This window comes from Fictibacillus sp. NPDC058756 (assembly GCF_042746035.1).
GTDB lineage: Bacteria > Bacillota > Bacilli > Bacillales > Fictibacillaceae > Fictibacillus.
This window is the reverse complement of the sequence record NZ_JBHYPU010000002.1, coordinates 192,295-217,221: the sequence shown is the minus strand read 5'-3', so window position 1 is coordinate 217,221 and position 24,927 is coordinate 192,295. Positions and strand designations below refer to the sequence as shown.

29 protein-coding genes are annotated in these 24,927 nt (G+C 40.0%); 11 read left to right on the top strand and 18 right to left on the bottom strand.

The features are described 5' to 3' along the window. Positions 1-118 precede the first annotated feature (118 nt). On the bottom strand, positions 119-325 hold the full coding sequence (locus ACFW35_RS17975; protein WP_379847874.1) for a YbdD/YjiX family protein: 207 nt from the start codon (positions 323-325) through the stop codon (positions 119-121). Next, positions 322-2,424 (bottom strand): carbon starvation CstA family protein, encoded by a 2,103-nt coding sequence (locus tag ACFW35_RS17970; protein WP_379847872.1) that lies wholly within the window; start codon positions 2,422-2,424, stop codon positions 322-324. The genes ACFW35_RS17975 and ACFW35_RS17970 overlap by 4 nt, the downstream gene beginning before the upstream one ends. 104 nt (positions 2,425-2,528) lie before the next feature. Between ACFW35_RS17970 and ACFW35_RS17965 the strand changes: the two genes are divergently transcribed. The 5 genes from ACFW35_RS17965 to ACFW35_RS17945 all read left to right on the top strand — a co-directional run bounded on the left by ACFW35_RS17965 (position 2,529) and on the right by ACFW35_RS17945 (position 6,233). Next, positions 2,529-3,422, top strand: a complete 894-nt coding sequence (locus tag ACFW35_RS17965; RefSeq protein ID WP_379847871.1) for a TIGR01777 family oxidoreductase — start codon at positions 2,529-2,531, stop codon at positions 3,420-3,422. Positions 3,423-3,577: 155 nt separating this feature from the next. Further along, positions 3,578-4,708 carry an amidohydrolase gene (locus tag ACFW35_RS17960; protein ID WP_379847869.1) on the top strand — a complete coding sequence of 377 codons (1,131 nt, stop codon included), beginning with the start codon at positions 3,578-3,580 and terminating at the stop codon, positions 4,706-4,708. Positions 4,709-4,959: 251 nt separating this feature from the next. Continuing rightward, entirely contained in the window at positions 4,960-5,520 is a 561-nt protein-coding gene (locus tag ACFW35_RS17955; RefSeq protein WP_379847868.1) for a GNAT family N-acetyltransferase, read from the top strand. A 291-nt stretch (positions 5,521-5,811) separates the two neighbouring features. Further along, the gene (locus ACFW35_RS17950) at positions 5,812-5,949 is read left to right on the top strand and encodes a hypothetical protein (RefSeq protein WP_156774208.1); all 138 of its coding nucleotides are present in this window, start codon (positions 5,812-5,814) and stop codon (positions 5,947-5,949) included. Between the two features lie 119 nt (positions 5,950-6,068). Then, on the top strand, positions 6,069-6,233 hold the full coding sequence (locus ACFW35_RS17945; protein WP_379837547.1) for a YfhD family protein: 165 nt from the start codon (positions 6,069-6,071) through the stop codon (positions 6,231-6,233). A gap of 231 nt (positions 6,234-6,464) precedes the next feature. On the opposite strand, the gene ACFW35_RS17940 is transcribed toward ACFW35_RS17945, so the two are convergent. From ACFW35_RS17940 to ACFW35_RS17920, 5 genes are all read right to left on the bottom strand, one after another. Beyond that, positions 6,465-7,028, bottom strand: coding sequence for a sugar O-acetyltransferase (locus ACFW35_RS17940; RefSeq protein ID WP_379847866.1), 564 nt, complete (start codon positions 7,026-7,028; stop codon positions 6,465-6,467). 28 nt (positions 7,029-7,056) lie between these two features. Further along, positions 7,057-8,445, bottom strand: coding sequence for a 23S rRNA (uracil(1939)-C(5))-methyltransferase RlmD (gene rlmD / locus ACFW35_RS17935; RefSeq protein WP_379847865.1), 1,389 nt, complete (start codon positions 8,443-8,445; stop codon positions 7,057-7,059). 136 nt (positions 8,446-8,581) lie between these two features. After that, entirely contained in the window at positions 8,582-9,394 is an 813-nt protein-coding gene (pdaA, locus tag ACFW35_RS17930) for a delta-lactam-biosynthetic de-N-acetylase (protein ID WP_379847863.1), read from the bottom strand. 296 nt (positions 9,395-9,690) lie between these two features. Further along, entirely contained in the window at positions 9,691-11,238 is a 1,548-nt protein-coding gene (locus ACFW35_RS17925) for a fumarate hydratase (protein WP_379847861.1), read from the bottom strand. A gap of 106 nt (positions 11,239-11,344) precedes the next feature. Beyond that, positions 11,345-11,536 (bottom strand): SE1561 family protein, encoded by a 192-nt coding sequence (locus tag ACFW35_RS17920; RefSeq protein ID WP_379847860.1) that lies wholly within the window; start codon positions 11,534-11,536, stop codon positions 11,345-11,347. Positions 11,537-11,692: 156 nt separating this feature from the next. Between ACFW35_RS17920 and yfkAB the strand changes: the two genes are divergently transcribed. Together yfkAB and ACFW35_RS17910 are read left to right on the top strand one after the other, a co-directional pair. After that, positions 11,693-12,811 carry a radical SAM/CxCxxxxC motif protein YfkAB gene (yfkAB, locus tag ACFW35_RS17915; protein ID WP_379847858.1) on the top strand — a complete coding sequence of 373 codons (1,119 nt, stop codon included), beginning with the start codon at positions 11,693-11,695 and terminating at the stop codon, positions 12,809-12,811. A gap of 102 nt (positions 12,812-12,913) precedes the next feature. Continuing rightward, complete coding sequence (locus ACFW35_RS17910) at positions 12,914-13,231, top strand: winged helix-turn-helix transcriptional regulator (RefSeq protein WP_379847857.1); 318 nt, start codon at positions 12,914-12,916, stop codon at positions 13,229-13,231. Positions 13,232-13,274: 43 nt separating this feature from the next. Here ACFW35_RS17910 and ACFW35_RS17905 read toward each other — a convergent pair whose 3' ends face one another. Then, a complete protein-coding gene (locus ACFW35_RS17905) occupies positions 13,275-14,141 on the bottom strand; it encodes a YfkD famly protein (protein ID WP_379847855.1) in 867 nt (288 codons plus the stop codon). 126 nt (positions 14,142-14,267) lie between these two features. Then, on the bottom strand, positions 14,268-14,651 hold the full coding sequence (locus ACFW35_RS17900) for an OsmC family protein (RefSeq protein ID WP_379847854.1): 384 nt from the start codon (positions 14,649-14,651) through the stop codon (positions 14,268-14,270). A gap of 88 nt (positions 14,652-14,739) precedes the next feature. Between ACFW35_RS17900 and ACFW35_RS17895 the strand changes: the two genes are divergently transcribed. After that, positions 14,740-15,921, top strand: coding sequence for an MFS transporter (locus ACFW35_RS17895; protein WP_379847852.1), 1,182 nt, complete (start codon positions 14,740-14,742; stop codon positions 15,919-15,921). Positions 15,922-16,047: 126 nt separating this feature from the next. Continuing rightward, positions 16,048-16,497, top strand: coding sequence for a redoxin domain-containing protein (locus ACFW35_RS17890; RefSeq protein WP_379847921.1), 450 nt, complete (start codon positions 16,048-16,050; stop codon positions 16,495-16,497). Between the two features lie 21 nt (positions 16,498-16,518). Here ACFW35_RS17890 and ACFW35_RS17885 read toward each other — a convergent pair whose 3' ends face one another. From ACFW35_RS17885 to ACFW35_RS17875, 3 genes are all read right to left on the bottom strand, one after another. Further along, entirely contained in the window at positions 16,519-16,983 is a 465-nt protein-coding gene (locus ACFW35_RS17885; protein ID WP_379847851.1) for a VanZ family protein, read from the bottom strand. Between the two features lie 324 nt (positions 16,984-17,307). Continuing rightward, entirely contained in the window at positions 17,308-17,904 is a 597-nt protein-coding gene (locus ACFW35_RS17880; RefSeq protein ID WP_379847849.1) for a DedA family protein, read from the bottom strand. 269 nt (positions 17,905-18,173) lie between these two features. Next, positions 18,174-19,046: a YihY/virulence factor BrkB family protein gene (locus tag ACFW35_RS17875; protein ID WP_379847848.1), complete on the bottom strand. Its 873-nt coding sequence runs from the start codon at positions 19,044-19,046 to the stop codon at positions 18,174-18,176. 157 nt (positions 19,047-19,203) lie between these two features. On the opposite strand from ACFW35_RS17875, the gene ACFW35_RS17870 reads away from it, so the two are divergent. Both ACFW35_RS17870 and ACFW35_RS17865 read left to right on the top strand, forming a co-directional pair. Further along, entirely contained in the window at positions 19,204-19,458 is a 255-nt protein-coding gene (locus tag ACFW35_RS17870) for a GlsB/YeaQ/YmgE family stress response membrane protein (protein ID WP_066286139.1), read from the top strand. Between the two features lie 159 nt (positions 19,459-19,617). Continuing rightward, positions 19,618-19,797 (top strand): small acid-soluble spore protein H, encoded by a 180-nt coding sequence (locus ACFW35_RS17865; RefSeq protein WP_379847846.1) that lies wholly within the window; start codon positions 19,618-19,620, stop codon positions 19,795-19,797. A 263-nt stretch (positions 19,798-20,060) separates the two neighbouring features. Here ACFW35_RS17865 and ACFW35_RS17860 read toward each other — a convergent pair whose 3' ends face one another. The 6 genes from ACFW35_RS17860 to ACFW35_RS17835 all read right to left on the bottom strand — a co-directional run bounded on the left by ACFW35_RS17860 (position 20,061) and on the right by ACFW35_RS17835 (position 24,890). Further along, a complete protein-coding gene (locus ACFW35_RS17860; RefSeq protein ID WP_379847845.1) occupies positions 20,061-20,486 on the bottom strand; it encodes a GNAT family N-acetyltransferase in 426 nt (141 codons plus the stop codon). Positions 20,487-20,501: 15 nt separating this feature from the next. Beyond that, the gene (locus ACFW35_RS17855; protein WP_379847843.1) at positions 20,502-20,975 is read right to left on the bottom strand and encodes a low molecular weight protein-tyrosine-phosphatase; all 474 of its coding nucleotides are present in this window, start codon (positions 20,973-20,975) and stop codon (positions 20,502-20,504) included. A 118-nt stretch (positions 20,976-21,093) separates the two neighbouring features. Next, the gene (locus tag ACFW35_RS17850; protein WP_379837579.1) at positions 21,094-21,801 is read right to left on the bottom strand and encodes an ABC transporter ATP-binding protein; all 708 of its coding nucleotides are present in this window, start codon (positions 21,799-21,801) and stop codon (positions 21,094-21,096) included. Between the two features lie 11 nt (positions 21,802-21,812). Next, positions 21,813-22,589 carry an ABC transporter ATP-binding protein gene (locus ACFW35_RS17845; protein ID WP_379847841.1) on the bottom strand — a complete coding sequence of 259 codons (777 nt, stop codon included), beginning with the start codon at positions 22,587-22,589 and terminating at the stop codon, positions 21,813-21,815. A 14-nt stretch (positions 22,590-22,603) separates the two neighbouring features. Then, positions 22,604-23,893 (bottom strand): branched-chain amino acid ABC transporter permease, encoded by a 1,290-nt coding sequence (locus tag ACFW35_RS17840; protein WP_379847839.1) that lies wholly within the window; start codon positions 23,891-23,893, stop codon positions 22,604-22,606. A 10-nt stretch (positions 23,894-23,903) separates the two neighbouring features. Then, entirely contained in the window at positions 23,904-24,890 is a 987-nt protein-coding gene (locus tag ACFW35_RS17835; protein WP_379847837.1) for a branched-chain amino acid ABC transporter permease, read from the bottom strand. Positions 24,891-24,927 lie beyond the last annotated feature (37 nt).

Sequence of the window (24,927 nt, the reverse complement as noted above, 5' to 3'; positions counted from 1 at the left end):
TACCCACCTTCTTTCAACCATTAGTGTACCATAATTCGTTTTTTATTAGAAAAAAGCATCCTCCCATTAGAGAAGATGCTTTTTCGTGAAAGTGCAGCCTGCACTTGTTCTTAGCTTATCAACAGCGCTTTGCGTTAGCGCCATATTTATTTTCAAGTAATTCCGCAAAGAACTCCTTTTCAGTTGGAGGTTTCTTTTCAGGATGGTTTTTCTCCAAATGTTTTACATAAGCTTGGTAGTCAGGCAGGTTTGATATGCCTTTTCCTATATAAAAAATCACTTGAAAGATACTTCTCACCCATTCCCAAGCGGCTTTAGAACTCATGAAACCTCACCAAGCTTTGTCTGTACAAATGGCTCTTCAACCGTTTCTAAAGGTTTATCACTCTTGATGGCTTTATACCAGATTCTCATTGCATCAATTAGCACACCTAAAATAAGCAGCATAAAGATCGCTGTTAAATAAGCGTTTAATGTGTTATTAAAAACAAGACGCTCTGCAGCTTCAATGGATGGGACAGTAGGCGGCAAGTTTCCGCTTGCTGCAGCTTCTTTCATAACCTCTGCCTGCTTTAAGAAACCAATCTTCGGGATATCAGAAAAAATCTTTTGCCACGCAGCATAGAATGTCACGATCATCAACCAGGCAAGAGGCATTAACGTTACCCACACATATTTCTTTTTCCCCATTTTTAAGATAACAGTGGTTGCTACAATTAGAGCGATTGCAGCGAGCATCTGGTTAACAATACCGAACAATGGCCACAGGGTATTAATTCCTCCTAAAGGATCTGTAACACCAACTACCAGGAAGTAACCCCAGCCTGCTACAACAAGTGCACTTGTAAAATAAACGGCGGCCATTGAATCCGTTTTTCTAAGTGGTTTATACACCTGGCCCAGAAGATCCTGAAGCATAAAACGCCCTACCCTTGTACCTGCATCAATGGTGGTCAATATAAACACCGCTTCAAAAAGTATCGCAAAGTGGTACCAGAAAGCCATCAATTGAGGCCCGCCTATAACTTGTGAAAATATTTGTGCAATACCCACAGCGAGTGAAGGTGCTCCTCCTGTTCGGGAAAGAATAGACTCTTCATCTACATTTTTAGCAAGTTCATTAATCTCATCAGCTGAAACGGTATAGCCCCATGAAGAAATCGTTGTTGCTGCTGTGGCAACATCAGGACCAATTGCTGCCCCTGGTGAATTGATTGCAAAGTAAATTCCAGGAGTTAATAATGTTGCAGCAACCATAGCCATAACAGCTACAAAAGATTCTGTCAGCATCCCCGCATAACCTACCATTGGAGCATGACTTTCATTTGCAATCAATTTAGGTGAAGTTCCTGAAGAAATAAGAGCATGGAAACCAGAAACCGCTCCACATGCAATCGTAATAAACAAGAACGGAAATAGATTACCTGCAAATACAGGACCAGTACCATCAATGAACTTTGTAAGAGCAGGCATTTGAATTTCAGGCATAACAATTAAAATACCTAGTGCCATCATTCCAATTACTCCTACTTTTAAGAATGTGCTTAAATAGTCTCTCGGTGCTAAGAGCATCCAGACAGGAAGCACTGATGCTAAGAAACCATAAATAATCAGCATCCAAGCCAATGTTTCACCATCAAATGTAAAAAGTGGTGCAAGTGTTGCGGAATCAGCAACCCATTGACCGCTGATCAATGCGAAAACTAATAAAACAAAACCAATTATTGATGCCTCTCCAACTCTACCCGGTCTTAAATAACGCATGTAAATGCCCATAAACAGAGCGATAGGAATCGTCATTGCAATCGTGTAGGTACCCCATGGACTGGATTTGAGTGCATTAACAACGACCAATGCAAGTACTGCAATTAAAATGATCATAATAGCAAAAACACCGATTAAAGCTAAAATACCTCCAACTGGTCCAATTTCTTCTTTAGCAATCTGACCAAGTGATTTACCTCTGCGTCTCATAGAAATTATTAAGATAACAAAGTCTTGAACTGCCCCCGCCAGTACTGCTCCGACAATAATCCAAATAGTCCCTGGCAAATATCCCATTTGTGCAGCTAATGTCGGACCGACAAGTGGACCAGCTCCTGCTATAGCTGCAAAGTGATGTCCATACAAAACCCATTTATTTGTTGGGACATAATCTTTTCCGTCCGTGTATCTTTCAGCAGGTGTAGCATTGTTTTTGTTGAGGCTGAAAATCTTTGTTGCAATAAATCGCGCATAAAACCGATAAGCGATCGCATACGTACACAAAGAAGCAACTACAAACCAAATAGCGTTGATCTTTTCATCCCGTTGCAGAGCAATGACTGAAAGTGCAATTCCTCCAGCTAGCCCTATACCTATCCACAAAAGCGCTTTCAAAAAAAGATTCTTCTTTTTTGCGGGTACATTTCGTTGAAGCTCCATATGCATTTTCTCCTCCTCAATAGTGGTACTATAATATGTACAAGATGAATTATAACAAATATTCTTAATTTTTAAATAATATTATGATAAGAGGTGGATTTTTTTTGAAAAATATTTTAATTACGGGAGGCACAGGTTTTGTTGGAAGTGCACTGACAAAATATCTAACCTCATTTGGAAATGAAGTATTCATTCTTACAAGAAGCAATAAAAAGACAAACGAAAGAAAAGTTCATTATGTTCAATGGCTAGCCGAACAAGAAACTGAGCTTCCTCCTATTGACGCTGTGATAAATCTTGCTGGCGAGTCCATTAATGGGAGATGGACTGAAGAGAAGAAGAAAGCAATTTTAAACAGCCGTTTAAAAGTGACCGAAAACCTTTTGCGACTCGTTCAAAAAATGCCCCAAAAGCCTGAGGTATGGATTAACGCTTCAGCAATTGGCTATTATGGCACTTCAGGATCGGAAGTGTTTACTGAAAGAACAACATCATCTGGTACCGATTTTTTAGCCGAAGTTGTAAGAGCATGGGAAACAAAAGCAAGTGAGGCAAGTGAGTTAGGCTGCCGAACTGTGATTACGAGGTTTGGACTCATTCTTGGACGAAATGGCGGTGTCCTTCCCCAGTTGTCTCTCCCTTATCGTTTTTTTGCAGGAGGAACTGTTGGATCCGGCAGCCAATGGGTTTCATGGGTTCATATAGAGGATGTTGTATGGGTAATTCAAAAAGCCATAGATGACAATGATTATAGAGGTCCTGTAAACGTTACCTCTCCCAATCCTGTTACGATGAAAGAGTTTGGCCAAGTTACAGGTGAAGTGATGCACCGTCCGCACTGGCTGCCTGCCCCTTCATTTACATTTAAGCTCCTTTTTGGTGAAATGAGCATGCTGATCTTAAAAGGCCAGCAAGTACTTCCTGAAAAAGCGATAAACTTAGGTTATGTGTTTAAGTTTCCTCACCTAAAGGGGGCTTTACATGATTTGTTACAATGATAATAATAGGCTGTTTTCCTAATACTTGTTGCTACTAGATGATGTTGATTTCCGCTCCAATCAACTAGTCGAAGAAGCGTACTCCAATAAAATGTTCAAAAGCAACAATTTTTTCGAAATGAGCCTAATAAAAACAAATGACTAGGTGATTCATTATGAAGAAGTTAATTCAAAAAGCAAAAGTATATCCAATAACAAGCTCTGAGCTGGAGCAAGGAGATGTATTAATAGAAAACGGCAAGATCGTTGCCGTTGAAACTTCAATAGAGCCTGCTTCTGAAATGGAGGTTATACATGCAGAAAACCTTCATCTTCTCCCTGGATTTATTGATGTACATACACATCTGGGTCTTTACGATGAAGGAACTGGCTGGGCCGGAAATGATGCTAATGAAACACACGAGGTGCTTACTCCGCATATTCGTGCGATCGATGGCTGTCATCCTCTGGACATTGCATTTAAAGATGCTGTACGATTCGGGGTTACGACCGCCCACATCATGCCAGGAAGCGCGAATGTAATCGGCGGCACGACTTCAGTTATTAAAACACACGGCCATGATATAAGGAAAATGATTATTAAAGAAACGGCAGGACTTAAAATTGCACTAGGAGAGAATCCTAAACGGATTCATAGCGGACGCCACAATGATTCCATTACCCGCATGGGAATTATGGGTATGCTCCGTGAAGCTTTTTACCAGGCACAGGGTTCTGCTTATCAAGATAATCTTCGTGTCGCCCCGATTGCTGCAGCATTAAATCGCGAAATACCTGTGCGCATTCATGCTCATCGTGCAGATGATATATTGTCAGCTATCCGTTTTGCAGAAGAGTTTAACCTGGATTTCAGAATTGAGCACTGTACAGAAGGACACTTAATTGCAGATTTGTTAAAAGATTTAAATCTAAAGGTCAGCGTTGGGCCAACATTAACCCGAAAGTCTAAGATTGAACTAAAAAACAAAACATGGGACACGTATCGCATACTATCTGAAAATAATGTCGAAGTTTCGATCACAACTGATCATCCATATATCCCTATCCAATACTTGAACGTTTGTGCAGCTATTGCAGTACGGGAAGGATTAAGCCAAAAAAAGGCGCTTGAAGGAATCACGATTGCACCAGCCAGAAACCTTGGAATAGCGAATCGTGTCGGAAGTATTGAACCCGGGAAAGATGCTGATTTATCCTTATGGACAGAGCATCCGTTCCACTTTTCTGCAACCCCTGTTATGACGATGATTGAAGGCGAAATAATTTACAAAAAATCTACAAAATAACTATTTTCTTTTTTAGAAAAATGTCTTATGATACAAGAAGAGCAACATGCGGATTTTAATTAATCCGGTCTAACTAAAAAGTGCTCCTTTGAACACCAAAATTATTTTCATAAATTAAATATTGAGCAAGGGAAGGCAATTGGTGCGCCACCAGCTATGACTGGTCCTAGTGGGTTCGATTCCCACCCCGAATTAATTTTTATTCTTAATTCGAGGGTGGGGGATAATTCTGCCCTCTAGGAGGGATTAAATTGTTGAAAAAGCGTGATTTATCAGAAAGTCATGTTCTTTACAATTTAATGGTGCACCCAGACGTCTTCCCTTTTGTACGTCAAAAAGCTGCTTCGTTTGAAGAATTCATGTTCTTAACGAAGCAAACGATCGAGGAAGAAGACCAAGGAAAAATCATTTCCAGAACGATTTTGGATGAGTGGCATAATCCTATCGGCACCATTAATTTATTCGATGTTCAAGATGGCTACGGGTTTCTTGGAACATGGATAGGTCAGCCATACTTTGGCAAGGGTTATAATAACATAGCAAAAGAAGCATTCTTTTCTGAGTTATTTTTTGAAAAGGATATTCATACCGTATTTATGAGAATCCGAAAGGTAAACATTCGCTCACAAAAAGCTGCAGAAAAAATCCCTTATGTGACACTTGCAAATGAATCACGCAAGGATATTTATGACCAGCTCAATCAAGGCGAAGAAATTTATAACCTTTATCAGATTGAAAAAGATAACTATTTAATGCATCAGCTGCGTACTCAGCCGCTTGAAGTGGCAGAAGAGCAATTAAAGGAAGCTTAATACACGTAACATGTTAATAAAGCCTGCACATACTAAGACCACCTTCATCTTTTGAAGGTGGTCTTTTTTTGGCTTTTTCGGTACAACTTTGATGCTCTTGAAAGCAGTTGATTTCCGTTACAGGATGCTCGCTTTCCGCGGGGCGTGCGGTGAGCCTCCTGCCGCTTTGCGCCCTAGGAGTCTCCACCTGACCGCTCGTCCCGCAGGAGTCTTGCACCTTTCACTTCAATCAATTTTTCAATGAAGAGCAACACAAAAAACTTTAGAAAATTTTTAAAGGAGGTCTTTATTATGAAAAGCAGCAAACGTGAAGCTAAAGAGCGAAATAATGATTTAACCAAAACGCAAGAAGTCACTTACAAAGAGGAATTAAAATCTGCAGAATCTGTTGCAGAAACTAAAGAAATGACGAATGAAGACTATTCATAAGTGGTGAATTCTTCCTGTATCAGAATTTAGTATTCTGCACATTCTAAGTTCGAGGGCAAGTTCCTCACAAGCTTTTGATTTACGTTTCAAACATTGTATATCTTTAAGGAGGTATTTTTGTGGAAAAACGTAACCGAAAGTCCCCATCGCACAACAAAGCTAATGCTTCTCAAGCCAAAGGACTTGACGTCGAGTACTCAAGTGAATTGGCAGATCAAAACGATCTTGAAGCGCAAGCTCGTGCACAAGCCGCTGACCGACGCCAACAAAAAGGCCGTCGCTAAGTGCAAAAAGACCTGCTGGGATAGCAGGTCTTTTTTTAATATAAGGAATTTTCGAAAGTGCATAACCTGTGGATAAAGTTATCAACAGTCATGTGTATAATGTGAATAAATTGATAAACCATATAACTTATTATGTGCAATTCTGTGCAAAAATTGTGGATTACACACAGTTTCTGTGGAAAACCTTGTGGATAGTGTGTATATATCAGAATTTTTGAAGCAATAAAATTATTATTTTACTGAAAGATCTTTAATAATTTTTGCTGGGTTTCCACCTACAACTGCATTATCTGGGATATCTTTCGTGACTACTGCTCCTGATGCAATAACAGCATTGTTGCCGATTTTTATCCCCGGATTAATAATTGAACCGCCTCCGAGCCAAACATTATCTCCAATATGAACAGGTTTTCCAAATTCTTTACCTGAGTTTCGTTCATCAGGATCTAATGGATGTGTTGCCGTATAGATATGAACTCCGGGGGCGAGCATGCAGTTATCTCCAATACGGACTTCACAAACATCTAAGATTGTACAATCAAAGTTTGCGTAGAAGTTTCCCCCAACATGTATGTTGTACCCGTAATCACATCTGAAGTTAGGTTCTATACCAATGTTTTCACCCGTTGAGCCAAATAGTTCTTTAATCAGCTTACTCCTCTTTTCGGTCTCGTTCTCGAGAGTTGCATTGTATAATCTCGTTAACCTTCTGGCTTCTATGCGCTCTTTCTCTAATTGCGGATCATTTGACCGATACATTTTGCCGTTAATCATCTTTTCTTTTTCTGAAGTCATAAGAAAGCCTCCCCATGCTAACCTGGTTTTATTTTAAGACCAATGAACAAACAGCTTCTACTTGTGCGGTTTGGGGAAACATATCCACAGGCTTTATATTTTCAACTTCAAATCCTTTACTTATCAACATGTGGACATCTTTTGCTAAAGTTGAAGGATTACAAGAAACATAAACCATTCGTTTTGGTTTTATCTTTGCAACGGTTTCAAGAAATGCTTGATCACAGCCCGTTCTTGGCGGATCTACAACAATCACGTCAGGTCGCCAGCCTTCTTTTAGCCATTTAGGCAGCAGTTTTTCAGCTTTGCCCGTTTCATACTGGGCATTCGTAATCCCATGTTTCTCAGCATTTTTTCTAGCATCCTCTATTGACTCTTTAATAATGTCCATACCTCGTACTTCTTTTGCCCCATCAGCCAGCCACATACCTATTGTTCCTGAGCCGCAATAAGCATCTACCACCTTTTCTTTACCTGTCAGTTTAGCCTGCTTTTTTACTTCATCATAAAGTTTAACTGTCTGCTGCGGATTTAATTGAAAGAATGCACGTGCAGATAGTTCAAAGCTAAGATCTCCTAAATGCTCTGTTATCGTGTCTTTACCGTATACCTCTTCTGTTTGATCACCAAAAATTAATGATGTTTTTTCTTCATTAACATTTTGAACAAATGAAGTTACTTGCGGAAGACGTTTTTTGACCTCTGCTATGAACAGTTCTTTTTTAGGAAAAGCTTCTGTAGCAGTAACAAGAACAAGCTGTATTTGATCGGTACGAAAAGCAGTACGAACCACAATTGTGCGGATGCTCCCTGTACGCTTTCTTTCGTTATATACAGGAAGGTTAAGATCACGTATGATCTGTTTAACTTTATTCGTCACGATGTTCGTATCTTCGTGCTGAACCAGGCAGTGATCAATATTGATCAGTTTATGAGAATTGCTGCTGTATAGCCCAGCAATGACTGTATCATTTATCTTGCCTACTTGAAACTGGCTCTTGTTTCGGTAATACCATGGTTCTTTCATTCCAACCGTTTTCTCTAGAGGAAGTTTCTCTTTAGAAATTTTGGTGTATCGTTCAAACGCCTGAGCCACAATATCTCTTTTTTCTTTTAACTGTGACGGATAGGTTAAATGCTGAAGCTGGCAGCCTCCGCATTCCTCATAAATGGGACATGGAGGAGTGGTCCGGTTTTTTGACTTCTTTTTAATCTTTTTAATTTTTCCCTCTGCTCTGTTCGGAAACACTTTTGTGATTTCCACATGAATTTCTTCACCAGGAAGAGCACCAGGAACAAATACCACTTGGCGTTTATAAAATCCGATTCCTTCTCCATTGATTCCGAGTCGTTTGATCGAAAGCGGAAACGTTTGACCGATTTTCATGATTGGATTTTCTTGCTTTGTATATTTCATATTTTTTCACTCATTTCTTCGCTAAGAAGTTGCTTTTCTTATTGTAGACGAAACGAACCGCTTCTACCAACTTCATCACACATTAAGCGATTTTTATTCATAAAAAAAGCGCCCTTGTATCATACAAAGGCACTGTTTAAGGATTAAATAATAAGGGAGGTGCAGACTTTTTCAGCTGTAAGTCATCAAGGCTTTTGAAAGTATACCCTCTCTTTTGAAGAGCTTCTATCGTTTTCTCTAATGCATCCGCGTTGTCTTTTGAAACGGTATGCAATAATAAAATGCTGCCTGGATGGATCTGTTTCATGATCTGGTTGTAAGAATACTGCCAACCACGCTGTTTGTTGGTTTCCCAATCGAGAAATGCAAGTGACCAAAACACATGAGTGTAGCCTTCTTTTTTAGCAATCATAATCGTTCTTTCACTGAAAACGCCTCTTGGCGGACGCAGATAGTGCATATCTGTTCTACCGGTTAGTTCCGTGTATCTCAGCTTTACTTTTTCTAATTCATTTTTTAATCGCGAATCAGAAACTTGTGTTAAATCTGGATGATGATATGAATGATTACCTACTATATGCCCTTCTTCAGCCATTCTTTTTATTAGGTGAGGGTGAGTTTTCATAAATTGTCCGGTTACAAAAAAGGCAGCAGGGACTTTGTTTCGTTTCAATACATCCAGCACATTATCTGTATATCCGTTTTCATACCCATTATCAAACGTTAAATAAATGTCTTTTTTGGTTGAATCCCCTATAAAAAGACTGTCATATTTTTTAATGAGTTCAAGATATCTCGAATCAGTGGTCGGTGGAGTTTCTTTCCCCTTTTTTTCAAAAAACCACTCCAGTCTTTGATTCGATACACCTCGTTCGGCATAAATTACATGTGATTGGGTGAAAAATAAGATGGAAACCAAAATCAGGCACAGGAGCCGGTTGATTTTCATAAGAACTTTCCTCCTTCAAACGACAACCTATACCTTTATTGTGGTTTGATTAGCCAAAACCATGCTAGGGATATTAAGGAAACCCGAAATATAAGGAGTGATTGATACAAAATTTGTTGAGTGTTGTCGACTCGCGGCTTTATGACCAAAACTCGCGGGATTAACTCCAAAACTCGCGGGATTATGCATCAAACTCGCGGGATTAAAGCTTTTTCCAAGGATTCCGCTCTCACTGGGCACCCAAATCCATAGAAAAACCCGCAGTTTAATACCATAAACTGCGGGTTTAGCATTTTTTATTTAAAAACCGGATCTTTAAACTGGTTCAGCTTCTGTAAAGATGATTTTTCAACATGTTCATGAAGGCTATTTCCGTGAGAATCCATCGTTACGACAGCGGTAAAGCCGTTAACACGGATATGCCACATCGCTTCAGGAATACCAAATTCCATTAGATCGACACCTTCAACCTTTTCCATGCATTCCGCATAATACTGTGCTGCACCGCCGATCGCGTTTAGGTATACACCGCCATGCTCTTTAAGGGCAGCCAGTGTTTTTGGTCCCATGCCGCCTTTACCGATTACAGCACGGATTCCAAACTTTTTCATGATGTCTCCTTGATATGGCTCCTCACGAATACTTGTGGTTGGCCCAGCAGCTTTTACTTCCCAGTTTCCTTCAGCATCTTTTGCCATAACAGGTCCGCAGTGATAGATGATCTGGCCATTTAAGTCGATCGGAGCAGGATTATCCATAAGATGCTTATGAATCGCGTCGCGCCCAGTATGCATCATGCCGTTAATTGTGACAACATCTCCAACCTTCAGCTCACGTATTTGCTCTTCTGTAATCGGAGCTTCCAAAACAATGCTTCTTGTTTTCTCTTCTTGATGCTCTAGTGCTGCAGCTGCTTCCTCATCTGCTTTTTTAAAATCGATCTCTTCGCCTTCTTGATACAGCCATTCTTGGATTTCTCCAGTATCAGCGTTCAGCTTTACACCTAAACGGCGATATGCCCAGCAGTTATAAGCAACAGATACGAAAAAGCTAGCAGGGATACGGTTAATAACGCCTATTTTACAGCCTAACAGCGTCGTTTCTCCGCCGAATCCCATCGTTCCAATTCCGAGTTTATTTGCGTTGTCCATTACATACTCTTCAAGCTTGCGAAGGTTTTCATTCGGGTTAACGTCATCTACTGTACGGAACAGCATTTCCTTTGCAAGTTCATATCCAGATGTGCGGTCTCCGCCGATCCCAACTCCAATAAAGCCTGCACTGCACCCTTGTCCTTGTGCTTGGTATACAGAGTGCAAGATGCATTTCCGGATACCATCCAAGTCACGTCCCGCTCTTCCCAAGCCCTCTAATTCCGCAGGCAGACTGTACTGGATATTTTTGTTTTCGCATCCGCCTCCTTTTAGAATAAGGCGAGCATCGATATAATCTTCTTCCCATTGTTCGAACTTGATAACAGGAGTTCCGTCACCCAGGTTGTCTCCAGTGTTATCCCCAGTAATGGAATCAACAGAGTTCGGACGAAGCTTCGTATCCTTTGTTGCATCTGCAATTGCCTGGCGGATCGCCTTTTTCATCTTAATCTGGTTCGCACCTACAGGAACTTTAATTTTAAATGTAGGAAGTCCTGTATCTTGGCAGATCGGTGATACATTCTCGTCTGCTTTTAAAATATTATCTGTAATCGTATCTAAAGACATAGCTGCGCGAGTTCCTGCATTTTCTTTAAGTTTTGCTGCAAGAATGGCACGGCGAACGTCTTTTGGCAATTTGGTTGATGTTTCTACAATCAGTTTATACATACTTTCCTGAAATTTTTCCATCTCTCCACTACCCCTTTATGACTTGGCTTTCGTAAGCGTAATCACTATTAATGCTTCCATTATAACAAAAAAATCCGTTCCTTTAATAAAGAAACGGATTCCAAAATTATTTTTCTTCCCAATCGTGACGGAATTGTTTGCACTTTTCTTCTAAGTCATCAAGCATTCCAATAATTCTGTCGATCTCATCAATCCCGGCTGTTTCAGCATCTATAGAATCTAAAACATCAACTAATAAATCAATACGGTTTTTAATATATTCTTTTTGAGAGGATTTATCCTGAATAGAGTTACCCATGTTAATCTCTCCTTTCCATCCATTCTACTTTAACAAGGCCAGACGCTTTTGCCAATATTAGATTAGGCTTTTCACAACTTAAGTTTACCCTTTTTCTTTACCAATTGTTCAGTTAAGATAAGTATTGTCCATTTTGGAATGAAGGAGATTTTTATAATGATTACAAAAGCAGCTTTAAAAGCAATAACCCCTGACTATGATCCATGGGAAGCTTATTTAGATATACACGAACATCAAAAACTGCAGCTGTCTAATATTGAGATTACGACTACTACACTCTGCAACATGCGATGTGCGCACTGTGCTGTCGGTTATACACTGCAAACAAAAGACCCTGAACCGCTTCCACTGGAGTTAGTCATAAAAAGGCTTGATGAAATTCCTCAATTAAGAGCGTTCAGTATTACGGGCGGTGAGCCTATGCTGTCATTGAAATCAGTAAACAGCTATGTCGTTCCTCTTTTAAAATACGCAAGAGATCGGGGTGCCCGCACACAGATCAACTCAAATTTAACGTTAGATTTAGCGCGCTACGAAAAAGTTATTCCATACTTAGATGTACTTCATATCTCCCACAACTGGGGTACACTGGAGGAGTTTTCTGAGACTGGTTTTGCCATGATGGAGAAAAAGCCTTCGATAGCACAAAGAGAAGCCTATTTTTCAAGGCTGACTGAAAATGCACGTGCTCTTACAAATGCAGGTGTTATGGTTTCAGCTGAAACTATGCTTAATAAAAAGACAGTTCCTTACTTGGAAGACATACATAATCATATACTTGAGATGGGCTGTCAGCGGCACGAAATACACCCGATGTACCCAAGTGACTATGCTAGCACGCTAGAAACAATCAGTCTTGATGAAATGCGTGAAAGCATCCACAGACTTCTAGATATACGAGATAAAAAGACATGGATGCTGTTTGGAACCTTGCCTTTTTATGCCTGCTCCGACAACAAGGAAGACCTCCAATTGCTGAGAAGGCTTCAGTCTGAGGAAAATGTAACGGTTAGAAATGACCCTGACGGAAGATCACGACTGAACATAAATATATTTGACGGCAATATTATCGTGACTGATTTCGGTGATGCTCCTCTGCTTGGGAATATAAAAGATACAAGCCTGCTTAATGCATATAATACTTGGAATGATTCTAAGCTCGCTAAAGAACTTGGATGCCACTGCCCTGCTGTTAAATGCCTTGGTCCTAATGTTCTTGTTAAGCATTCTTATTATCAAGATATTGATTTTTCCGGTAGAACAGCAAAGCTTTAAAGAGGTAAAAAGTTATAAACTTTACAAAAGTAAGTTTAAAACGTATAATAAAAGGCAAGTATTAAACTGTAGTTTAAGCTTTGTAGTATAGAGGTGAATGATATGGATTACAGCACTATGTGTCCGAAATATGAAGTAGCCATGGATATAATCGGTAAAAAATGGACAGGACTCATCATCCGAGTGTTGATGGACGGTCCTAAACGTTTTAAAGATATTAAATCTCAAATTCCCGAGATGAGTGACCGTATGCTTACTGAACGCATGAAGGAATTAGAATCAGTTGGAATAGTAAATCGCAACGTTTATCCGGAGACTCCTGTAAGAATCGAATATTCACTAACGGATAAAGGAAATTCATTAAAATCAATTATTAATGCTATACAAGATTGGAGCGAACAGTGGGTCGACCATTGTTAGTCTCTGTATAAGAAAAAGGACAGCCTCTAGACGCTGTCCTTTTTTACATGCTGCTCGTATGAAAACGGAATGATACGTGGTCTTGGATTGGAATCCAAGCCCCGATTCCCTGCTGTGTTACGTTCTGAATGACGATTTTTCTTTTTCCGCCTTTTAGAACAATGTACACTTCTCCATAAGTAACTCTTCCTCTTTCGTTAACTGCCGGAACATAACTGTGTAAGTATCCGACTTGCTTCGGAGAAACATGGTATACGTTTGATTTCTTTGTTCCTGCACCTATTGCTGTCTGAAAAGCAAGCGGCAGTTTTGATTTTTCCGCTGCTGTAATGAGCATCATCTTTTGAACCGCTTCGCTGTTTGGAATAGAAGCTGTCAGTCCGCCGCTCACTTTTTTATGAGCTGTCTGGTTGTAATATAATTTAGCTACTGCCTTTGCCCCTCGGTTATCCAAGCGATTTGTATTGATATGCTGGTGCTCCCAGTTTACTGTAGTCTCCGTTGATTGATAAGAAAGCGGCCATTGACCTAAGTAAATTTTAGCACGGTACCAAAATGCCACTTTAGATGCATTAATGCTTGATTCATTCAGAAGTCTGATAAGATCAGGATTCGTGATCGGCACATCAGATGTTTTAAGCATCGCCTTTGCAAGCTTGCTTGGCTCAAGATATGGGAGATCTTGTGCTGAGTTAGGGTACGTATTTTCTTTAGAGATGCTTAGCACCGAACCAGGAACTTTTATGTCTGCGTTTTTGCCAGCTTTGTCATCCACTTTTTCAGCTGTTTTTTCAGTTGTTTTTTCTGACGGTTTTTCTGCAGGATTTTTAGTTGTTTTTTCCGCTGCAAACGCCTGGTTTGTAAAAGCAAAGAGCATAACGAATATGATAATAAAAATTCTTTTTCTCATAATTTCCTCCTTTACCCCTATTTTTTTCTATCACATGAAATTTATCCGCGAGTACTGCTCTCTTTCTCTGGGGTATTGTTGGAAATAAAAAAAGCCCCGATTCACAGTTAGAATCAGGACTTCTTACTATGCGTGTATTTCAAAGCTTTCGGTGATGTTGATGCTGTCTTTAACAGACTGCACCATCGAACAATTTTTACGAGTTACCACTAAAGCTTTTTCTACTTTTTCATGCGGAAGTTCATTTCCCTTTATTACAAAATGCAGATGAATGTTTGATACTCTGTTTGCTTCCTTTTCATCACGTGTCACTTTTGCTTGAACATCAATGTTTTCGTATGGCAGTCTCATACGTTCTAACACTTTTCTTAAAACACCCCCGCTGCAAACCGCTACAGATGATACAAGCAGCTGAAATGGCCTGAATCCATATTCGGCATCTCCGCTTATTTGCAGTGTTCCATATTCAAAGGTCGTTTCAAATCCTTTTTCATTCATTTTAAAGTCCATCGTCACACACCTCTGGTAAAGTTTTTATTCAACTTTTAACTGCATCCATTGTACAATGGTTTTAGTTTGTTTTGAAAAGGAGATGCTCATGCAGCTTTCAACATATAGATTCTCTGTTTTAGTCAGCATTGTTTTTATTTCTGGTTTCGCACAAGGAATGTTATTGCCGCTGATTGCGGTTATTTTTGAGCAGAACGGAACCTCTGCATCGTTAAACGGTTTCCATGCTACTGCGCTGTATATCGGGATTCTGATAGCTTCCCCGTTCATAGAGAAGCCCCTGCGCAAATTCGGCTATAAACCGCTTATTATGTTAGGTCTCTTAGCAGTAATATTATGTTTTTCTTTGTTTCCAATCTGGAAAGTATTTTGGTTTTGGTTCGTGCTGCGGCTGCTTATCGGAATCGGTGATCATATGCTCCATTTTTCTACTCAAACATGGATCACTTCAAATAGTCCAGAAAACAAGCGGGGACGGAATATCTCCCTTTACGGTATAGCTTTCGGTGCTGGTTTTGGAATCGGACCTCTCATGACAAAAATGCTCGAGGTAAACGAAAACCTGCCGTTTTGGTTAGCAGCAGGGCTTTGCTTAATCTCTTTTATACTAATGACAAGTATCCGAAATGAAAAACCTGAGACCGAGTCGGCACGAATGGCTGGTGTTACTGCATTTTCACGTTATAAAGATGTTTTTAAAATTGCTTGGGTTTCATTGCTACCTCCGTTTGCATACGGGTTTTTAGAAGCAACACTTCATGGTTCTTTTCCTGTGTTTGCCCTTCGCAACGATATAAGTCTGGATTGGGTAGCAGTTTTATTGCCTGCATTTGTATTAGGCAGCCTGGTTTTTCAGCTTCCATTAGGGGTGTTAAGTGATAAATATGGACGAAAGCCTATTCTGATTTTTTCTTTCGTTTCAGGGTTTTTCTCGTTTTTAGCTACCTATTGGACAATGCATTCCTTCTGGGTACTTCTTGCACTGTTCTTTTTCTCGGGTATGTTTGTTGGATCTATGTTTTCTCTGGGAATCGCCTATATGAGTGATCTGCTTCCAAAATACCACCTTCCTGCCGGCAACATTTTAGCAGGAATCAGTTTTAGCATCGGAAGCATGTCAGGTCCATTAATCGGTGGGAGTTTTATCAGCTGGTTTAAAGGCGGTGCTTTTGTTTTTGCGATCTGCGGTATGTTATTTATTCTCTGCCTTCCGATTTTATTTACGAAAAGCCGCACTTCTGCTGATGCTGTACAGACAAAAACAGCATAGGTTAAATATTTTTTTGTACTTTACCCATATTATGAAAAGCAGGAATTTTGACATTGAATGCGCAATCTTTAAACTAGAATTAATGATACTTACACAATTTTGATTTATAAGGAGTAGATTTGTATGATGAGATTACGTTCGGATATGCCTGAACTTAGCGGTGCAACAGAGTGGATCAATAGTGAGGTCTCTAAGAGCGACCTTGTTGGCGACAAGCCGACCCTTATTCACTTCTGGTCAGTCAGCTGTGGTTTATGTAAAGAAGCAATGCCAAGCATCAACCAGTTCCGAGATGATTACAAAGATGAACTGAACGTTATTGCCGTTCATATGCCCCGTTCCGAAAAGGATCTTGATCTTGCACAGATCAAAGAAGTTGCTGCAGAACATGATATTACACAGCCAATCTTTGTAGACAATGACCATGCATTAACGGATGCATTTGAAAATGAGTATGTTCCTGCTTACTATGTATTCGATGCAGAAGGAAAGCTTCGTCATTATCAAGCTGGCGGAGATGGAATGAAAATGCTGACAAAACGTGTTAACCGTGTACTAGGAAAAGAAACAAAATAAAAAACCGGGCTGAGCCCGGTTTTATTTTTTTCTCTTTTTTCCATTAAAGGGTCTTTCCATTAGACGAAATAGAAGGGCAAAGAACTTATAGATAAATAAGCCTGTCATTGCGCCTAATCCGTTAAGAAGTATGTCATCGATATCAAAAATTCTTTTCGCATATTCGTATTGCAGCACTTCAATAACAAAGCTCGTACCAAACCCGATTACAAACATAAGCCGCCATGAATTAAACACACGGAATATTAAAGGCAGCAAAAGACCAAGCGGTAAAAATAAGATAATATTGCCTATGATGTTCTTAAAAATCAGGTAGTAGTCTCCGCTTCTCCACATGAGGCGTATACTATCGAACAAAACAAGATTTGCTGATTTTCCATATACGTATTCATTAAATGAGAAAAGCGTGGCTTTTATAAGAACAGCCATGTAAACAATAAAGAAAAGTGCACCTATTACACTAAAAAATATTCTAACTTTTTTCATATTGCCTTTCTCCTGCCTTTATTTCAAAAATTCCCATAAGTGCCTTTTTAAGTTTAACACGCAAAGGTCTTAAGGAGATACAGGTAAAAGACACAAAATCTCTCCAATATTTTTCTTCAAACTTACGCGGTGTATTTCCCCTTTTGCTGTTATTTTTAGCATTGTTGCTATTGAAAGTGGTTGATTTCCGTTCCAGGTACTCGCTTTCCGCGGGGCGGGCGGTGAGCCTCCTTGCGCTTTGCACCTTTAGGAGTCTCACCTGTCCCACTGATCCCGCAGGAGTCTCGCACCTTACACTCCAATCAACTATCAAAGAAGAGTCTTTTACACAGATGTCCATTTTCTAGCCTTTTTAAAAACAAAAAATAACAGAATGGCTGTCACGATAATTGCAGCGACGGGGAGCATATATTCTTCTGCCTTTGCGCCGACATCTTTCCACTGCAATCCAAATTGTTTCCCAAGATAAATATAAAATGCAGTAATCGGAAACATCGCAATAAATGTATAGAGGGAAAATACCCAAACATTCATTTTTGCCATGCCGCACGGAACAGATATAGTAGTCCTTACGCCAGGAAGGAACCGTCCGAAAAACGAGACTCCTGCACCATACTTCTCAAAAAAGCGATCAGCAGCATCAATTTCTTTTTCTTTAATAAAAACATACTTGCCGTACTTGATCAGAAAAGGTCTTCCGCCATATCTGCCGAGTGCATATAGCGTCAGCGGGCCTAGCGTACCTCCTAAAGTTCCTGCAAATACAGCAAGCCAGTAATTCATATCACCTTCATATACCCAAAACCCTGCGAGCGGGAGAACAAGCTCAGCGGGAACAAATTCAAAAGTAAGTGCAATAATAAGTCCAAAATAAGAAAACTGCTTTAAAAATTCAATAAATGAGAGTATAAGCTCTTCCATCTTATCTCCCTCCCTTTCTGTCCAGAGGCACAACGAGAAACATTATAACACAATCAAAATTGCTTTAAAGTCTTCGCAATAAACCAAAAAAAGCCGCCCGTAACCGGACAGCTTTTATTTATTAATGAAAGTTGTTCTTTTTGTTAGCACTGCTGCTTGTCTTGTGTTTACTTTCATTTTTGTTGTTCTTGCTCTGGTTTGTGTTTTGTTTGTTGCTTTTTCCCATTTAGCAATACCTCCTTAATACAAGGTACTACTAGCTTTTCCAATCATTCCGCCTTTAACAAGCCCCTTTTCTTGGCAAAATCGATCTTATATTTATGGAATGTAGCATTAAGTACACCGCCGGAAAGCAGTACGATTCCTGTTAGATAAAACCACAGCATGAGTACAATAACAGCTCCAATACTTCCATACGTTTGCGAATAATTCCCAAAGTGATCTACATAAAAAGCAAACCCTAATGATACGATCTGCCATAAAAATGTAGCAAAGAGAGAACCATACCAGATTTCACTGTATTTTAACTTTTTGCACGGGGCCATATAGTAAAGAATAGAAACAACGGTTGCGATGAGAAAGAAACTGATAAGCCATCGAAGTACGGACCAAATCGTCAGAAATTCATCACTTAAACCTAAATAGGAAAATGCTGCATTGCCCAGCATCTTACCGAACACCGGGAAAACTAAAGCTACAATAAATGCAAAAACAACGCCAAAAGTTAAAAAGATCGATAAGAGCCTTGTCTTTACAAAGCCTCTGCATTCTTCAACTCCATATGCTTCGTTCAATGTTTTAATAACAGCATTAATGGCGTTTGATGCTGACCAGATAGTAGCTAAAATCCCGATAGATAGCAATCCTCCGCTTCTTCCTTCAAGTACTGCCAACAAATTTTCTCTCACTGAATCCATTGCCTCTGCCGGTACAAAATGTTCGAGCAGATCAAGTGCTTCAGCAGGTTCTATAAAGAAAGCACCAAGTGTCAGTAAGAAAATTAAAAAAGGAAACAAAGATAAAAGAAAATAGTAAGCAAGCTGTGCTGCCAGCCCTGTTACATCACCTCTTTTAAAGCCGTGCATAAATTCAATTCCGAAAGATTTTGCCTTCATGTGTTTAAGAATATGCCATAAAGTCAATGGTCCTCTCACCCCTAACTTAGTGTATATTTCCTTTATCATTCCCTTTCCTTATGGTGATAAAAACTTTTTTCGACAGAAGTTTATATTTTTTTATAATGGGTAACTTAAGAATAATTCCATATTACAACCACACAAAAAAAAGGAGGAATTTTAAATGAGTTTATTATGGGCACTTATAATTGGAGGAATCATCGGTTGGTTAGCAGGACTATTAACAGGGCGTGACGTACCAGGTGGAATCATCGGTAACATTATCGCTGGTTTCGTTGGTGCTTGGTTAGGTGGCTTACTGTTAGGAGACTGGGGTCCAACTGTTGCTGGTTTCGCGATTATTCCAGCTATCATCGGTGCTATCGTAGTCGTACTTATTGTAAGCTGGATTATGCGCAGCATGCGTAGCCGTGCTTAATTAAGAAACACCAAAAGAACATAACCAACAATCAAAGAAAGCTGGCTCAAAAGATCTAAATCAAGATCTTCTTGGGCCAGCTTTTTTCATTACTTAGGGATATTTAAAGAAATATAATCACACATTATATTTGTAAAAATGAATAAGGAGGAAATGAAAATGGACGCACAACGCGCACAAGAGATCTCTGAATCATCTGCCATGGCTAACGTAACATATAATGGACAAAGCATTTATATTGAGCATGTTGATCAGCAAAATGGAACAGCTACAATCCATCCACTCGATGAACCAAACAACAAACAAAGTGTTTCAGTTTCCAGTCTAGAAGAACAATAAAAACAACCCACCACATCCTGTGTGGTGGTTTGCTTAATCTTTATTTAAGATTATTTTCTAATGATTGTTGCTTTCAACTCATTTCTTCATTGACAAGTTGATAGGAGTGCAAGGTGCGAGACTCCTGGGGGATCAGCGGGACAGGTGAGACTCCTAACGGCGCAAAGCGCAGAGGAGGCTCACCGCACGCCCCCCGGAAAGCGAGCATCCTGGAACGGAGATCAACTACTTTCAAAAACTAAAATATACGAAAACAGCCTTAGTTAAAACCGTTTCTTAAATACATAACTCGGCTTTTCATAATGCATTTTTTCTTCATAAAAACGGTGAGCATCTATACGATTCAAATTCGAACTCAACGCCACACAGTTACAGTTGTTCTGAACCGCAAATGATTCCAAAAAGGCTAGCAGTTCCTCCCCATACCCCTTTGAACGTTCCTCTGAATCCGTAATCAGATCATATAAATATACATGTTTTCCATCATAAAAGTTCGTTAGAATGGCGAATCCTGCAAGTGCAACAATCTTTTCGTTATGGTAATTCGCAAATAATGTGTAGCCTTCTTTTTGCATTTGAAGAAATAATTCATAAAACAAGTCCTCTGAGAGATGCGGCCGCAGCTGGTTCATCACAGGAAAAGCTTCGCGTACTTCATGTTCTAATGACAATTGCCTGATCTCACCCATTGTTACTCCTCCTGATTAAAGAAGCGATTCTCTATTTTTTATCTCGATAAGCAATCTTTCGCACCCGGCTGTTACTAGGTCATATACTTCTTGAAAATTACCGGTAAAATACGGATCTGGTACATCTTCAAACTCATTCTCAGGCACAAAATCAAGAAGTCTTGCAATCATGCCTGTCTCCGATTGCCCAGCCATCTTGTGCATGTTCCCAATGTTCTCAGCATCCATTCCAATAATATAATCAAATTGTGTCAGATCGTTCGTTTTAATTTGACGCGCCTTTTGACCTTCAAATGATATTTGATTCTTCGTTAAAATATTTCTTGTGCCTTCATGCGGCGGTTCGCCTACATGCCAATTGCCAGTTCCTGCAGAGTCTATCGATATTTTCCCCTCTAGACCCTCTTTTGTAACGAGATCCTTAAAAATAGCCTCAGCCATTGGTGAACGGCATATATTTCCTAAACAAACAAAGAGTACTTTAATCACGATTCATACCCCTTTCTTTTTCCCTTTAAATTATAACATTTCTGACCAATTTCAAAAGGAATTCTACAGCAAAAAAGAAAACCGGGCTTTTCTTCAGCCAGGTTTTCTTCTGCGGCATTTAAGCTAGATATGCTTCACGGACTTGTTCATTTGTAATTAATTCCTGTCCCTGCCCTGCCATCACTATTTCCCCAGTTTGTATCACATACCCTCTATGTGCAACCTGCAGAGCCTGATAGGCATTTTGTTCGACCAAAAGAATAGTCATCCCTTCTTTGTTTAAATCACTGATTATGTCAAAGATTTGTTCAACAATAACTGGCGCTAATCCCATGGATGGCTCATCCAGCAGCAATAGACGAGGCTTTGACATTAACGCCCGTCCTATCGCAAGCATCTGCTGCTCACCGCCGCTCATTGTGCCTCCCTTTTGGCTCAAACGTTCCTGAAGACGGGGAAAGTATTGAAACACTTTTTCCATTCGTTCTTTTACGATCCTTTTATCTTTTACAATAAAAGCACCCATCTCAAGATTCTCTTTTACAGTTAGTCTTGGGAAAATTCTTCTTCCTTCAGGGACATGAGCAATTCCGGTTTGTGCCGTCAAATGAGCCGGCTGTTTTGAAATATCTTTTCCTTCATAAATAACGGTGCCTGTTTTTGGCATCACCTGGCCGCTGATCGTTTTTAGCGTAGTCGATTTTCCTGCGCCGTTCGAACCGATTAATGTAACGATCTCCCCTTTTTCAACAGAGATGCTGATCCCCTTTAGCGCATGAATACCACCGTAAAATGTGTTTACATCATTCAACTGCAAAATACTCATTGTTCTCCCCCTTACGCTGGTGTTACGGCACTTTTTCCAAGATAAGCTTCAATCACTTTTACATTATTGCGGATCTCCGCAGGTTTTCCTTCAGCAATTTTTTCACCATGATCCAATACAAAAATTTGTTCCGAAATTTCCATTACGAGCTTCATATCATGTTCAATCAATACGATCGTGACATCAAGATCCTCTCTCAAACGGTGAATGAATTCTGTTAACTCGCGCGTTTCCCTTGGGTTCATTCCAGCTGCTGGTTCATCGAGCAGAAGGAGTTTCGGTTTTGTCGCTAGAGCACGGGCTATTTCAAGCCTCCGCTGCGCTCCGTATGAAAGATTTTGAGCATCTTCATTCAAATGCTTAGCAAGACCGACATATTCAAGCCAATGATACGCTTCTTCCTGTGCACGCTTTTCTTCCTCTCGCACTGTTTTAGTTTGAAAAAGTGTTCCGACTAGACCTGCTCTTAATTGTTTGTGCAAACCTACCATCACATTTTCCAAAACTGTAATGTTTGAGAACAGACGGATATTCTGAAACGTTCGTGCAATACCTTGTCTTGCAATATCATGCGGTTTCTTTCCGATTAAGGAAGTTGAGCCGAGCTGCACATTCCCTTTATCAGGCTGATAGACACCTGTAATCAAATTAAAAAAAGTAGTTTTCCCCGCTCCATTAGGACCAATAACGGCTGTTATCGAACCTTTTTCAACGGTGATATCCACTGAATTAACAGCAACGAGACCGCCAAATTGTTTTGTTAAATTGCTCACTGTTAAAATAGACATTTCATACCGCCCCCTTAAGCTTGAAATCCTTTATCAGGTTCAACCGTAATCTGTTCTTTTCTGTGCTTTTTGGAACCCTCTTTTAAAGATTCCTCATCGAACACAGGATTTTTCGCAGGAATTAATCCTTGAGGGCGATAGATTGCAAATACGATTAGGATAGCTCCAAAAATAAATCGCTGCATTTTAGCTGGTGCCAGTGCCTCTGGAAAACTTATTACTCCGTTAAGGCTTAACTGGTTCAAGTAATTCGTTACTTCCGTGAGAACTTGTAGGTTTAAAATGGTGATTACCGCAGCCCCTAAAATAACGCCAGGCACACTGCCCATTCCTCCTAAGATAACCATTACGAGAATCGTAATAGACTCGAGCAATGTAAAGCTTGTAGGATCAACGAACGTCTGCTTAGCTGCAAAGACGACTCCCATCATTCCGGAGAAAGATGCTCCGATCGCGAATGCCAGTAGTTTTGTCCTTACAAGGTGAATTCCCATAGATTGTGCAGCAATCTCGTTTTCTCGAACCGCTTTCCATGAACGGCCAATCTTTGAATATTCGAATCTTCTTACAGCCAGAATGACAAACAGTAATATTGCTAGAACGATAAAATAAAACTGATTCGGATACACGAATTGATAGCCGAAAATTTCAGGCGGCTTTACAGAAGCAAGCCCCATCGCACCGTTCGTGATATTAACAGGCTTATCAAGGTTGTTGAAAACAATTCTGATTATCTCCCCAAAGCCGAGTGTTACGATTGCAAGATAATCACCTTTTACACGCAAAACCGGAATACCTAGAAGCACTCCGAAAAGTGCCGCTACAAAACAGCCAATCAAAATAAAAATCCAGAAGCTCTCCCCAGATAGCGGAAAATCACCGAATGGCATAAAATTAGCCGCCTGACCAGTAGCAAAGATTCCGTACGTGTAAGCGCCAATGGCAAAGAATGCAACGAATCCGAGGTCCAAGAGACCAGCCAAACCGACTACAATGTTCAATCCAAGTGCCATCGCAACATAAATTCCTACAACTGTAGCCACTTCCATATAAGACTGGTATCCTGGTCCTGTACTTGATACGAATGGTATGACACCAATCAAAACCACACCTGCAACTACCCATTTTAATCGGTCAGGCAGTTCAGTGTAGTACAAGAGAAGCAAAGAAAATAACAGAAGAAGAAATGCTGTTACAGAAGCTTGAGCCAAATATAAGCTCAGTGAAGTTACTAACACATAAAGCACGAGAAGTATGATTTGAGCCAGTTTGTTGCCTTTTAGTTTATTTGTCAGCTTATGCATGCACCTTCACCTACACTTTCTCAGTAACTGCTTTTCCAAACAGTCCTTCTGGTTTAAAAATCAAAACTACGATCAAGATCGCAAACGCAAAAACATCTTTATATTCAGCCCCAAAAATACCGCCGGTTAAAAGCTGGAGATTAGCAGCAGCAAACATTTCTAGAAGTCCCAGCATAATACCGCCTGCCATAGCTCCCCGAATATTTCCGATTCCGCCTAGTACTGCGGCTGTAAATGCTTTTAAGCCAAGGATAAAACCAATATAAGGATCGATCGTTCCATATTGAACGGCAAACAGTACACCCGTTGCTCCTCCAAGAGCAGATCCGATAAAGAAAGTTAGCGAGATGACTTTGTTCACGTTGATCGACATGAGCGATGCTGTTTCACGATCTTGTGCAACAGCTCTCATCGCCATTCCCCATTTTGTTTTATTAACGAAAAAGTCCAGTCCTATCATCATTAGCACGACAGAAATGATGAGGATAATCGTTGAAGTCTTAAAAAACGCATCACTGAATGATGAAGAAATGCTAGAAAATTTAATAGCAAACTGCTCATTAAACATGGAAGGGCCAGTTAAAATGTAGTTCCCTCTCTTGTATTCCGTTATAAAACGAACCAAATCTTGAAGCAAAAACGAGACACCAATCGCAGAAATCAGTGTGATAAGCTTAGGAGAGTTCCGAAGCGGCCTGTAAGCCATCCGTTCAATACCTACACCCATAAATCCGGTGAGAATGGAAGTAACGACCAGCACAAGAATCAAAGCCAGAATTGCAGGCATAGCAGCCAGCCAGCCCATTCCTGTCATCAAAATGAGCATCGCTACACCTATAAATGCACCTGTCATGAAAATTTCACCATGAGCAAAGTTGATAAGCTCCAATATTCCATAAACCATTGTGTATCCAAGCGCGATAACCGCATAAATTGCACCAAGAGCTATACCATCTACAAGCACTTGAGGCAAGGATTGAATAATTTCAGCTAACATAAATATTCCTCTCTTTCACAACTAGGGAGTTTATGTA

What these genes read in the sequence shown, in the direction of transcription:
- ACFW35_RS17975 (WP_379847874.1), bottom strand. Translation starts at nt 325, where the DNA reads ATGAGTTCTAAAGCCGCTTGGGAATGGGTGAGAAGTATCTTTCAAGTG.
- ACFW35_RS17970 (WP_379847872.1), bottom strand. Translation starts at nt 2,424, where the DNA reads ATGGAGCTTCAACGAAATGTACCCGCAAAAAAGAAGAATCTTTTTTTG.
- ACFW35_RS17960 (WP_379847869.1), top strand. Translation starts at nt 3,578, where the DNA reads ATGAAGAAGTTAATTCAAAAAGCAAAAGTATATCCAATAACAAGCTCT.
- ACFW35_RS17950 (WP_156774208.1), top strand. Translation starts at nt 5,812, where the DNA reads ATGAAAAGCAGCAAACGTGAAGCTAAAGAGCGAAATAATGATTTAACC.
- ACFW35_RS17940 (WP_379847866.1), bottom strand. Translation starts at nt 7,028, where the DNA reads ATGACTTCAGAAAAAGAAAAGATGATTAACGGCAAAATGTATCGGTCA.
- rlmD (WP_379847865.1), bottom strand. Translation starts at nt 8,445, where the DNA reads ATGAAATATACAAAGCAAGAAAATCCAATCATGAAAATCGGTCAAACG.
- pdaA (WP_379847863.1), bottom strand. Translation starts at nt 9,394, where the DNA reads ATGAAAATCAACCGGCTCCTGTGCCTGATTTTGGTTTCCATCTTATTT.
- ACFW35_RS17925 (WP_379847861.1), bottom strand. Translation starts at nt 11,238, where the DNA reads ATGGAAAAATTTCAGGAAAGTATGTATAAACTGATTGTAGAAACATCA.
- ACFW35_RS17920 (WP_379847860.1), bottom strand. Translation starts at nt 11,536, where the DNA reads ATGGGTAACTCTATTCAGGATAAATCCTCTCAAAAAGAATATATTAAA.
- yfkAB (WP_379847858.1), top strand. Translation starts at nt 11,693, where the DNA reads ATGATTACAAAAGCAGCTTTAAAAGCAATAACCCCTGACTATGATCCA.
- ACFW35_RS17910 (WP_379847857.1), top strand. Translation starts at nt 12,914, where the DNA reads ATGGATTACAGCACTATGTGTCCGAAATATGAAGTAGCCATGGATATA.
- ACFW35_RS17905 (WP_379847855.1), bottom strand. Translation starts at nt 14,141, where the DNA reads ATGAGAAAAAGAATTTTTATTATCATATTCGTTATGCTCTTTGCTTTT.
- ACFW35_RS17900 (WP_379847854.1), bottom strand. Translation starts at nt 14,651, where the DNA reads ATGGACTTTAAAATGAATGAAAAAGGATTTGAAACGACCTTTGAATAT.
- ACFW35_RS17895 (WP_379847852.1), top strand. Translation starts at nt 14,740, where the DNA reads ATGCAGCTTTCAACATATAGATTCTCTGTTTTAGTCAGCATTGTTTTT.
- ACFW35_RS17890 (WP_379847921.1), top strand. Translation starts at nt 16,048, where the DNA reads ATGAGATTACGTTCGGATATGCCTGAACTTAGCGGTGCAACAGAGTGG.
- ACFW35_RS17885 (WP_379847851.1), bottom strand. Translation starts at nt 16,983, where the DNA reads ATGAAAAAAGTTAGAATATTTTTTAGTGTAATAGGTGCACTTTTCTTT.
- ACFW35_RS17880 (WP_379847849.1), bottom strand. Translation starts at nt 17,904, where the DNA reads ATGGAAGAGCTTATACTCTCATTTATTGAATTTTTAAAGCAGTTTTCT.
- ACFW35_RS17870 (WP_066286139.1), top strand. Translation starts at nt 19,204, where the DNA reads ATGAGTTTATTATGGGCACTTATAATTGGAGGAATCATCGGTTGGTTA.
- ACFW35_RS17865 (WP_379847846.1), top strand. Translation starts at nt 19,618, where the DNA reads ATGGACGCACAACGCGCACAAGAGATCTCTGAATCATCTGCCATGGCT.
- ACFW35_RS17860 (WP_379847845.1), bottom strand. Translation starts at nt 20,486, where the DNA reads ATGGGTGAGATCAGGCAATTGTCATTAGAACATGAAGTACGCGAAGCT.
- ACFW35_RS17850 (WP_379837579.1), bottom strand. Translation starts at nt 21,801, where the DNA reads ATGAGTATTTTGCAGTTGAATGATGTAAACACATTTTACGGTGGTATT.
- ACFW35_RS17845 (WP_379847841.1), bottom strand. Translation starts at nt 22,589, where the DNA reads ATGTCTATTTTAACAGTGAGCAATTTAACAAAACAATTTGGCGGTCTC.
- ACFW35_RS17840 (WP_379847839.1), bottom strand. Translation starts at nt 23,893, where the DNA reads ATGCATAAGCTGACAAATAAACTAAAAGGCAACAAACTGGCTCAAATC.
- ACFW35_RS17835 (WP_379847837.1), bottom strand. Translation starts at nt 24,890, where the DNA reads ATGTTAGCTGAAATTATTCAATCCTTGCCTCAAGTGCTTGTAGATGGT.